Annotated in this window: 2 pseudogenes; both read left to right on the top strand. The window is 37.6% G+C overall.

The annotated features are described in order from the left end of the window. Positions 1–77: 77 nt before the first annotated feature. Positions 78–464: pseudogene (locus FS806_RS25230) on the top strand (class I SAM-dependent methyltransferase); the annotation flags it as partial. A 41-nt stretch (positions 465–505) separates the two neighbouring features. Next, a pseudogene (locus FS806_RS25225) lies at positions 506–1018 on the top strand (uridine kinase family protein); the annotation flags it as partial. Positions 1019–1094: the final 76 nt, after the last annotated feature.

The following is a 1094-nucleotide window of genomic DNA, read 5'->3' as shown; positions in this document are numbered from 1 at the left end:
TCCCTGCTAGACCACCAAAGAAATCCACAACATACCAAATCAGCAACTCGGGTTAAAAAAAGGTCACGGATTCAGGTTCAATTTATGCCATAGGCTGGACCACCGACCTAGAGGGTACTTTTGGCCGGATCGCTTCTTACCTTAAAAAAGACGGTGTATTTATTTTCAGTTGGTCTCACCCTATACATAAATGTGTTGCTGCAGAAAATAATATGCTTGCTTTTAAAAAATGTTATTTTGATGAATCTTGGTATTCGGTATCTCTTGATGAAGGTACGCTAACATTATCGGACCGTAAACTATCAACCTATGTGAATGCGTTGGCAAAAGCGGGATTTGTCATTGAGCAAATGGTTGAGGAATCTGATGACGAAATTATGCAATCCCGGGACGATAACAGCGATTTTGCAAAAAAAGCAAAGATGCTTCCAGTAACTTTTGTAATCAAAGCAAGAAAACTATAGTATCCGATAGCTTAATCATAACTAACAAATGGAGGAAAATTATGGACAGGGTTTTGCATGAGATAGCCACTTCGGTTAAAGGAGAAGATAGAAGATTTATCATTGGGATATCGGGTCATGGTGCGTCTGGTAAGACAACGTTTGCCCATAATCTTGTAAAACTTCTGGGACATAACAATGTAAATTATATCAATACAGATCCTTATATTATCGGTCCTCATCTTAGGAAGTATACCTTAATTAGTTATGAATATAAGAATGAACAGCATCAAGAGAAAATGACAGCTTGCCATCCTGCTGCTCATAATGTATTCGCTTTAGAGAGAGACATACATATGATGAGAGATGGTTTAGATTTTTATACAATAGGCACGAACTATACAAAGAGTAAGTTGGTCTCTTCCGGAAACAAAATTAATATTGTGGAAGGCATGACCGTTGCCTTTACAGATCCCAATTTGTATGATCTAAAAATTTACTTATATACAGATGGGGAAACGGAACTAATGAGAAGAAGTATACGTGATGTTGCTGAAAGAGGAACAGATATTAATAACTCAACTTTCGCAGCTTAGATTGGCAAACAAACCCTTGATATAACTGGGTAAGGTGCTCATCCATTGCTGGACT

Origin of the sequence: Paenibacillus sp. 32O-W, assembly GCF_007679495.1 — a bacterium.
Taxonomy (GTDB): Bacteria; Bacillota; Bacilli; order Paenibacillales; family NBRC-103111; genus Paenibacillus_L; species Paenibacillus_L residui.
Note: the sequence above shows the minus strand (reverse complement) of the source record. Positions and strands in the feature narration are given on the sequence as shown.